At 63.7% G+C, this 7,440-nt stretch carries 8 protein-coding genes; all 8 read left to right on the top strand.

Translation table 11 applies throughout. The features are described from left to right. Positions 1 to 153: 153 nt before the first annotated feature. Positions 154 to 1,314, top strand: a complete 1,161-nt coding sequence (locus tag ACI38Z_RS09190; RefSeq protein ID WP_439789903.1) for a D-alanyl-D-alanine carboxypeptidase family protein — start codon at positions 154 to 156, stop codon at positions 1,312 to 1,314. Positions 1,315 to 1,323: 9 nt separating this feature from the next. Further along, positions 1,324 to 2,187 carry a hypothetical protein gene (locus ACI38Z_RS09185; protein ID WP_439789902.1) on the top strand — a complete coding sequence of 288 codons (864 nt, stop codon included), beginning with the start codon at positions 1,324 to 1,326 and terminating at the stop codon, positions 2,185 to 2,187. 65 nt (positions 2,188 to 2,252) lie between these two features. Then, positions 2,253 to 3,485: a MalY/PatB family protein gene (locus ACI38Z_RS09180; RefSeq protein WP_439789901.1), complete on the top strand. Its 1,233-nt coding sequence runs from the start codon at positions 2,253 to 2,255 to the stop codon at positions 3,483 to 3,485. Continuing rightward, a complete protein-coding gene (locus ACI38Z_RS09175) occupies positions 3,482 to 3,862 on the top strand; it encodes a Rid family detoxifying hydrolase (protein WP_439789900.1) in 381 nt (126 codons plus the stop codon). Before ACI38Z_RS09180 ends, ACI38Z_RS09175 begins: the two co-directional genes overlap by 4 nt. Positions 3,863 to 3,970: 108 nt before the next feature. Beyond that, positions 3,971 to 4,399 (top strand): FHA domain-containing protein, encoded by a 429-nt coding sequence (locus ACI38Z_RS09170; protein ID WP_439789899.1) that lies wholly within the window; start codon positions 3,971 to 3,973, stop codon positions 4,397 to 4,399. Positions 4,400 to 4,402: 3 nt separating this feature from the next. After that, positions 4,403 to 5,125 carry a transcriptional regulator FtsR gene (gene ftsR, locus ACI38Z_RS09165; protein ID WP_439789897.1) on the top strand — a complete coding sequence of 241 codons (723 nt, stop codon included), beginning with the start codon at positions 4,403 to 4,405 and terminating at the stop codon, positions 5,123 to 5,125. 44 nt (positions 5,126 to 5,169) lie between these two features. Further along, complete coding sequence (locus tag ACI38Z_RS09160) at positions 5,170 to 5,703, top strand: adenine phosphoribosyltransferase (RefSeq protein ID WP_439789896.1); 534 nt, start codon at positions 5,170 to 5,172, stop codon at positions 5,701 to 5,703. 138 nt (positions 5,704 to 5,841) lie between these two features. Further along, on the top strand, positions 5,842 to 7,440 hold a 1,599-nt coding region (locus tag ACI38Z_RS09155), incomplete at its 3' end, for a ClC family H(+)/Cl(-) exchange transporter (protein WP_439789895.1).

The following is a 7,440-nucleotide window of genomic DNA, read 5'->3' as shown; positions in this document are numbered from 1 at the left end:
TGGGCCACCGCACTGACGAGGCCGCCGACGCGGCTGCGGTCGAGGCGGCGGACGCCGTGGCGGAGCGTGCCCACGCGGGCGAGAAGGACGCGCATGCCAAGGCAGGCGCCGGCGTGCCAAATGCGCCCGAAGCCGACTAGGGGAGTGACACTCATGCACCGTATGATGACGCGGACCCTTGGGTCCGTTCTTCTCGCCCTCGCGATCGCGCTCGCGTCGCTGGGGCTCGCCGCGACGCCCGCGCGCGCCGCGGAGTCCAAGCCTCAGGTGAGCGAGGCCCAGTGCTACGAGATCATGGACCAGAATGGCACCGTGCTCGCGAAGAAGAACGCGACAAAGCACATGGCGCCGGCATCCATCACCAAGATCATGACAGCCATGGTCGCGCTCGACGCTGGCATCGACATGGACAAGAAGTGCACCATCACCGACGAGACGTACCAGGACGGCGCGCAGCTCGCAGGCTACACCTCGAGCGACACGCCCACGTTCCGCGAGCTCATGATGGCCATGCTCGTGTACTCCGCCAACGACGCGGCAGAAAACATCGCCATCAACGTGGCCGGCAGCGTGGACAAGTTCGTCGAGCTCATGAACAAGAAGGCCAAGGAGATCGGGATGACGAACACGCACTTCGTCAACCCGCACGGGCTCGAGGAGGACGGCCACTACTCCTGTGCCCACGACCTCGCGCTCATGGGTCGCTACGCGCTCGAGCACTACTCGTTCATCGCGAAGGCCGTCACCACGCGCTCCACGACCGTGACCGTTGGGGGCACCAGCAAGACCCTCGCGTCCACGGACGACCTCATGAGCAGCTACGCCGGCCTCTGCGGCATCAAGACCGGCGCCGTGGAGTCGGGCACCACCTTCCTGGGGTCCTCCAAGCGCTGGGGCGTCCAGCTCTTCTCGGCCGTTCTCGGCTGCAAGACGCACGAGGGCCGCTTCACGGACACCGCCGCGCTCATGGACTGGGCGTACGACAGCTACCTCAAGAAGATCAGGTTCTCCACCGCGTCGCGAATCGTGCGCATGGTGACCGACCCCACGAGCCTCTGGGGCAAGCACGCGGTGGTTGCCTCGTGGGACGCCGTTGGCCGTGTGTACTCCGGGACCGACGTCACGTACGCGACCACGATGACGCAGTCCGGCGCGTTCCTTGGCGCCGGCGACCCGTTTGGCAGCAGCGTGTGGAAGCAGGGCTCGCGCGTGGTCTCGCGCGACGTGTACGCAGCCAGCGGCAAGCTGGTGCGCGCCTCCTCCTGGGACGTCTTCGCGCTGCCCCTGTTCTACAACACAAGCGACCTGATGTAGGCGAGCACGATGGATGACGGACGCGAGTCACAGGCAGACGAGAAGCGCGGCGCGCTCTACGAGGAGCACGTGCTCCTGGGCGCAAGCTTTGCGCAAAGTGAGCTCGGCGTGCCCACGACCGTGTCGTACGCCTCCTCCGCGGCGGTGGACGCCGCCGTGCGCGAGGGCTGCGTGCTCGCGGACGCAACGGGCATGCGCATACTCCTATCGTCCGGCGCCCCGCTCGAGGGCTTCCAGCAGGCGGCCTTCGCAAACGACGCGCTTTCCGTAGGCGACGTGGCCTTTGCCCCCGTGCTGCTGGGCGACGGCAGCCTTGCCTCGATTCCCCTGCTCGCACGCTCTGGCGACGACGAGCTCCTCGCCTTCGACATGAGCCCGCGCGCATCCGTCATGGCGGCATGGCTGAGCTTCGTGTCGTCAATCGAGCAGGACGGCTTTGCCCCATACCGGGACCTCGACGTCACGGACGTCAGCATGCGCCTCGTTCCGCTCGTGCTGTGGGGCCACACCGCGCCGGCCGTCCTGGGCGATTACGTCGGGGGCTCCGACGCCCTTCCCAAGCCCGGCCACGTGGCGAGCCTCATGCTCGACGGTCGCATATCCTGCGTCTGCATAGCCACGGAGCTCGCGGGCGAGAAGTGCTACCTCCTCATGGTGCCGCCCAACCTCGCGCGCGTGATCTGGCGCAGCCTGCTCTCGTTCGAGTCCGTGAGCCCCGTGGGGCTCGCCCAGCTCTGGGCGGCCGCACGCGATGCCGCGCCGTGGCTCGACACCCTTGCGACCGGCGACAAGCTTCGCCTCACGCGCGCGGATCTCGAGGAGTGGGGCCTCATGCGTGCGGGAAACGACTTCATTGGCGGACGGGCCCTCTAGCGCGCGTCTGAGTCCTTCTCCCCACGGATATAATCTGTACAGCAGTCGGATTTTGGGGAGCCAACATGAAGTACGACTTCACCACGCGCCTTAATCGCACGGGAACGGGCTCCTTCAAGTGGGACGAGATGTACAGGAAGGCCCCCGACCTGGGCTCTGGTATAGTCCCGCTCTCCGTTGCGGACATGGAGTTCAAGAACCCGCCGCAGATCAAGCAGGCCATCGCGGACTGGCTCGACGACGCGGTTCTGGGATACACGGACCCGACGGACGAGTTTCTGGACGCCTGCGTCGACTGGCAGCGCCGCAGGCACGGCTGGCAGGCGGAGCGTCACTGGATCGTCCCCACGGCGGGCGTGGTCCCCGCGCTCTTCAACGCGGTGCGGTCCCTCACCAAGCCGGGCGACGGCGTCATCGTGCAGCCACCCGTGTACTATCCGTTCTCCAAAGCGGTCACGACGCTGGACCGCACGCTCGTCACGAACCCGCTCCTGCGCACCACGCGTGACGACGGCAGCCCATACTACCAGATGGACTTCGAGGACCTGGAGCTCAAGGCTCAGGATCCCAACAACACGATGCTCATCCTGTGCAGCCCGCACAACCCCGTGGGCCGCGTCTGGAGCGCCGCCGAGCTCAGGCGCCTGCTCGACATCTGCGTCAAGAACGACGTGATCGTCGTCGCGGACGAGATTCACGACGACCTCATCATGCCCGGTCACAAGCACACGGCCATCATGTCCGTCGCGGACGTGGGGGAGTACGACCACATCCTGGTCGCCACGGCGCCCAGCAAGACGTTCAACATCGCCGGCCTGCAGGCGTCCGCGATCTTCGTCCCCAACGACGACGTGCGCGACCGCTTCCGCCATGGGCTCGAACTCGTGCCGTCCTCCGAGCTCAACTGCTTTGCCTACCCCGCCACCATCGCCGCGTACACCAAGTGCGACGACTGGCTCGACGAGCTCATCCAGGTGGTGAGCGCGAACTTCGAGTTCCTGCGCGGCTTCATGGCGTCCTACCTGCCCGAGGTCGTCGTCTACCCCATGGAGGGCACCTACCTCGCGTGGGCGGACTTCAACGCCTGGGGCCTCTCCACGGAGGAGCTGGAGTCCTTCATGGAGAAGGACGCGCTTCTCTTCCTCGACGAGGGCTACGTGTTCGGAAAGGGTGGAGCGGGCTTCGAGCGCTTCAACCTCGCGTGCCCGAGAGACGTCCTCGAGGAGTCGCTGGAACGCCTGGTGCACGCCGCCAAGGTGCGTCGCCTCGGTTCGTTCGCGGAGGGGGACCAGGCTTGAAGTATGCGATAAACGCGATAGACGTACCCGATTCCGTAGGGCCGTACTCCCAGGGAACGACCGCCGGCAGGCTCGTGTTCGCCTCTGGACAGCTCGCAATCGACCCACACGACAACGCCAGGATCATGCAGGGCGACGTTGCCCAGCAGACCGAGCGCGTCATACAGCTGGTCGAGGCCATCCTCGCGGAGGCCGACTGTACGCTCTCGGACGTGGCACAAACCACCATCTACCTCGTCGACCTCGATGACCTGGACGTCGTCAACAAGGTCTACGCGCGCTACTTCCCGATGCCTGCGCCAGCGCGGAGCGTCGTCGAGGTGTCGCGGCTGCCACTGGGCGCCCTCATCGAGATGGACTGCGTGGCCTGCAGGTAGCGTTCTTCTCGTCCGCGGCACTCGTCGCCCATGTTTTGGCACGGTGGCGTCAGACGCGGGAAAACGGGTATGATGTTTTAATAAGCGACATCGAGGGGAGAAAGGCACATGCAGCCTACCAAGAACAACGACGCGGGAGCCACCAAGATCTTCCGCATGCCCGCAACCGACGCCACCTCTCCCGACCTCATGGGCGAGGCTGCGCCTGGAAATCCCACGCTCACCATCGTTAAGGGGCCGCAGATGGGCTCCACGTTCGAGCTGACGGACGACATCGTCACCATCGGGCGCGACCCAAGCAACAGCGTGTTCCTTAACGACATGACGGTCTCGCGCCACCACGCCAAGCTTGACCTCTCCGGTCTGGGCAGCGGGTTCGCGACCATCGAGGACCTGGGCTCGCTCAACGGCACGTGGGTCGACGGCGCCATCGTCAACCGCGCCATGCTCAAGGACGGCTCCACCATCCAGGTCGGGACGTTCCGCATGATCTTCCACAGCAACAGGAAGAACGCCAGAATCGAGACCGGGAACTAAGCCATGCCCGACGCCGGATACCTCACCATCGGCAAGGTGGTCAAGCGGCTGCAGGCGCAATACCCCGACCTTTCCATCTCTAAGGTAAGGTATCTGGAAGACGAGGGGCTCCTCAACCCCTCGCGCACGCCTTCTGGCTATCGCCTGTACTCGCAGCGCGACATCCATCGTCTCGAGACCATCCTTTACCTGCAGAAGAACCGCTTCATGCCCCTCTCCGTCATCAAGAAGCACCTTGATGGGGGAGAGGTGCAGGCTGACCTTGCCGGCACGCCCTTTGCCAGCATGGAATCGGATGACGAGGACGTGGCAGGCAAGCTGCACCCCATTGACCGCATGCCCGAGCTCCTTGGCGTACCCGTCAGCTTCGTGCGCCAGCTGTCCGAGGTCGGGGTGATTTCTCTCAAGGAGTCGCCGCACGGCCGCGCCCTCGTGGACGGGAGGGACTTCCCCCTCATCAGGACGTGCAACGAGCTGCGCCACTTTGGCATAGGCCCCAAGAACCTCCGTCAGTACGTGACAGCAGCCAATCGCGAGAGCGCCATGTTCGAGCAGGCGCTCGTCGTGTACGCAAAAAAGGGCGGCGGCGTCGAGATGGAACTGACGGACGAGAGCCGCAAGCAGTTTGGCCAAGCCTTCTCCGAGATGCTTGCCCTCACGGGGCAGGTGCGCGACACGCTCATCAGGCGACAGATCTCCAACACCTTCAAGCAGATGGAGGAGTAAAATTCCCTAGTTGGAAGATTCAACGTAAAGGGAAAGGAAACCCCGTGGCAGAGAGCGACTATGCAAGCCTGATCGTAGACATTCCCGACTATCCCGAGCCAGGCGTCATCTTCAAGGACATCACCCCGCTCATGGCCGACCCCAAGGGCTTCGCGGCCGCTATCGACGACCTCGCGAACCACTTCAAGGACGAGGGCATCACCAAGGTCGTTGGCGCAGAGGCCCGTGGCTTCCTGGTAGGCGCACCTGTCGCCTACAAGCTCGGCGCTGGCTTTGTTCCCGCGCGCAAGCCGGGCAAGCTCCCTCGTGAGGTCTACTCGCAGACCTACGCACTCGAGTACGGCACTGACGAGCTCCAGATCCACAAGGATGCCCTGAACGCAGACGACAAGGTGCTCGTCATCGACGACCTCGTCGCAACCGGTGGCACCGCCGTGGCGACGGCCAAGCTCGTCGAGCAGGCCGGCGCAAAGGTCATCGGCTTCGGGTTCATCCTCGAGCTCTGCTACCTCAACCCGCGCACGGAGATTGCCAAGGCCTACGACCAGGACGTCTTCACGCTCATCAAGGTTCAGTAGCGCCCAGGGTCCGCACTCGGCATCACGACATCGACACTCATCGGGGGCACCCGTTGGATTTGGTCCAGCGGGTGCCCTATATTTATGCAAGAGAAGAACAGGTACGCTGCAGAAGGACATACGGAAGCCGAATAGCGAATGACAGATTCCAACAACAACGTCGTAACGAGGCGCCTCTCCAGGCGCTTTCAGGTCTACATGATCGGGGAGGGCCTGCTCGTGGGCCTTGCGGGCGGTGTGGTCGTCTCGCTCTACAGAATGGCCCTCTCGCACGCAGAGGCGATCCTGCGCCTAGCGGCAGGCGTGATATCCAATAATTGGATCTATCTACCGTTGTGGTTCGCGTTCCTTGTCGTCATCTGCGGCGTCGTATGCAGGCTCATGGTCCTGGAGCCCTACACCCAGGGATCAGGCATCCCACAGATCGATGCCGAGGTCATTGGCAGGATCGACATGCCCTGTTGGCGCGTCCTTCTCACCAAGTTCGTGGAGGGCACGCTCTGCGCGCTCGGAGGCCTCTCGCTTGGACGCGAGGGACCGAGCGTCCAACTTGGCGGCATGGCCGGCAAGGCGGTCTCCCAGGTCATGGGGCGCGAAAGGGGAGAAGAGCGTCTTCTTACCACCTGTGGCGCCGCCGCGGGCATGTCAGCCGCCTTCAATGCGCCGCTGACGGGCGTGCTCTTCGCAATCGAGGAGATCCACAAGGAGTTCAACGGACCGCTCATCGTGTCCGTCATGGCAGCAGCCATCAGCTCCGACTTCGTGGTGTCTCAGGTGCTAGGCGTCAAACCGGTCCTGCAGTTCGTGTTCCAGGCCGACCTGCCGCACAAGAGCTACCTCTTCGTCATCGTCCTCGGCATCCTTTGTGGCCTCGTCGGCGCAGCGCACAACGTGGGCATGTTCGCCATGACGGACCAGTTCGACAAGATCAAGAAGCACGCACCGTACACGCGTCTCATCATTCCGTTCCTCGTGTCCGGCGTCGTGATTTTCATCGCTCCCGACCTCGTGTGCGGTGGAGACGCCATCGTCGAGAGACTGGCACACCAGAGCGAGCTCGCCATCGGTACGGTCGCCCTTCTCCTACTAGGCAAGTATCTCTTTACCACGCTCTGCTTTGGCTCGGGCGCACCTGGTGGAACGCTCTTTCCGCTCTGCGTCATGGGAGCGCTCTTCGGATGCCTCTTCGGAAAGCTTTCCGTCAGCTTCCTCGGGCTTCCTTCCGAGTACCTTAACAACTTCATCGTGCTCGGCATCGGTGGCCTCTTCGCGTCAGTCGTTCGTGCGCCCGTAACGGCCGTCGTGCTCGCATTCGAACTCACCGGCAGCCTGGACGCGCTGCTTTCCGTCTCCATCGTGTCGATACTCTCGTATGTGACGGCAAATCTGCTGCGTGTTGACCCCTTCTACGAGCACCTGCTTTCGCGGCTCCTCGGCAACATGGGCCCAAGTAAGCCCAATCGCCTTGAAAGGGGCGAGAAGACCTTGGAGACCTTTGTCGTGGGCGCGGGATCGCCGGCAGAGGGCAAGACGATTGCCGAGGTTCCCTGGCCTAGCTCTGTCCGCGTCGTCCTGATCGACCGCGCGGGTAACGAGGTCATCCCGACCGGCAAGGTGAGGCTGGAGGCATTGGACAGCCTCTTGCTCATCATGAACACGGAAGGACATGACAGTACACAGGATCAGCTATGGCAGATTCTTGGAAGTTCTCTCACGTCAAACTGGCGCCCAAAGTCA

Source organism: Parafannyhessea sp. (assembly GCF_051876455.1).
In the GTDB taxonomy this organism is placed as follows: Bacteria; Actinomycetota; Coriobacteriia; order Coriobacteriales; family Atopobiaceae; genus Parafannyhessea.
Note: the sequence above shows the minus strand (reverse complement) of the source record. Positions and strands in the feature narration are given on the sequence as shown.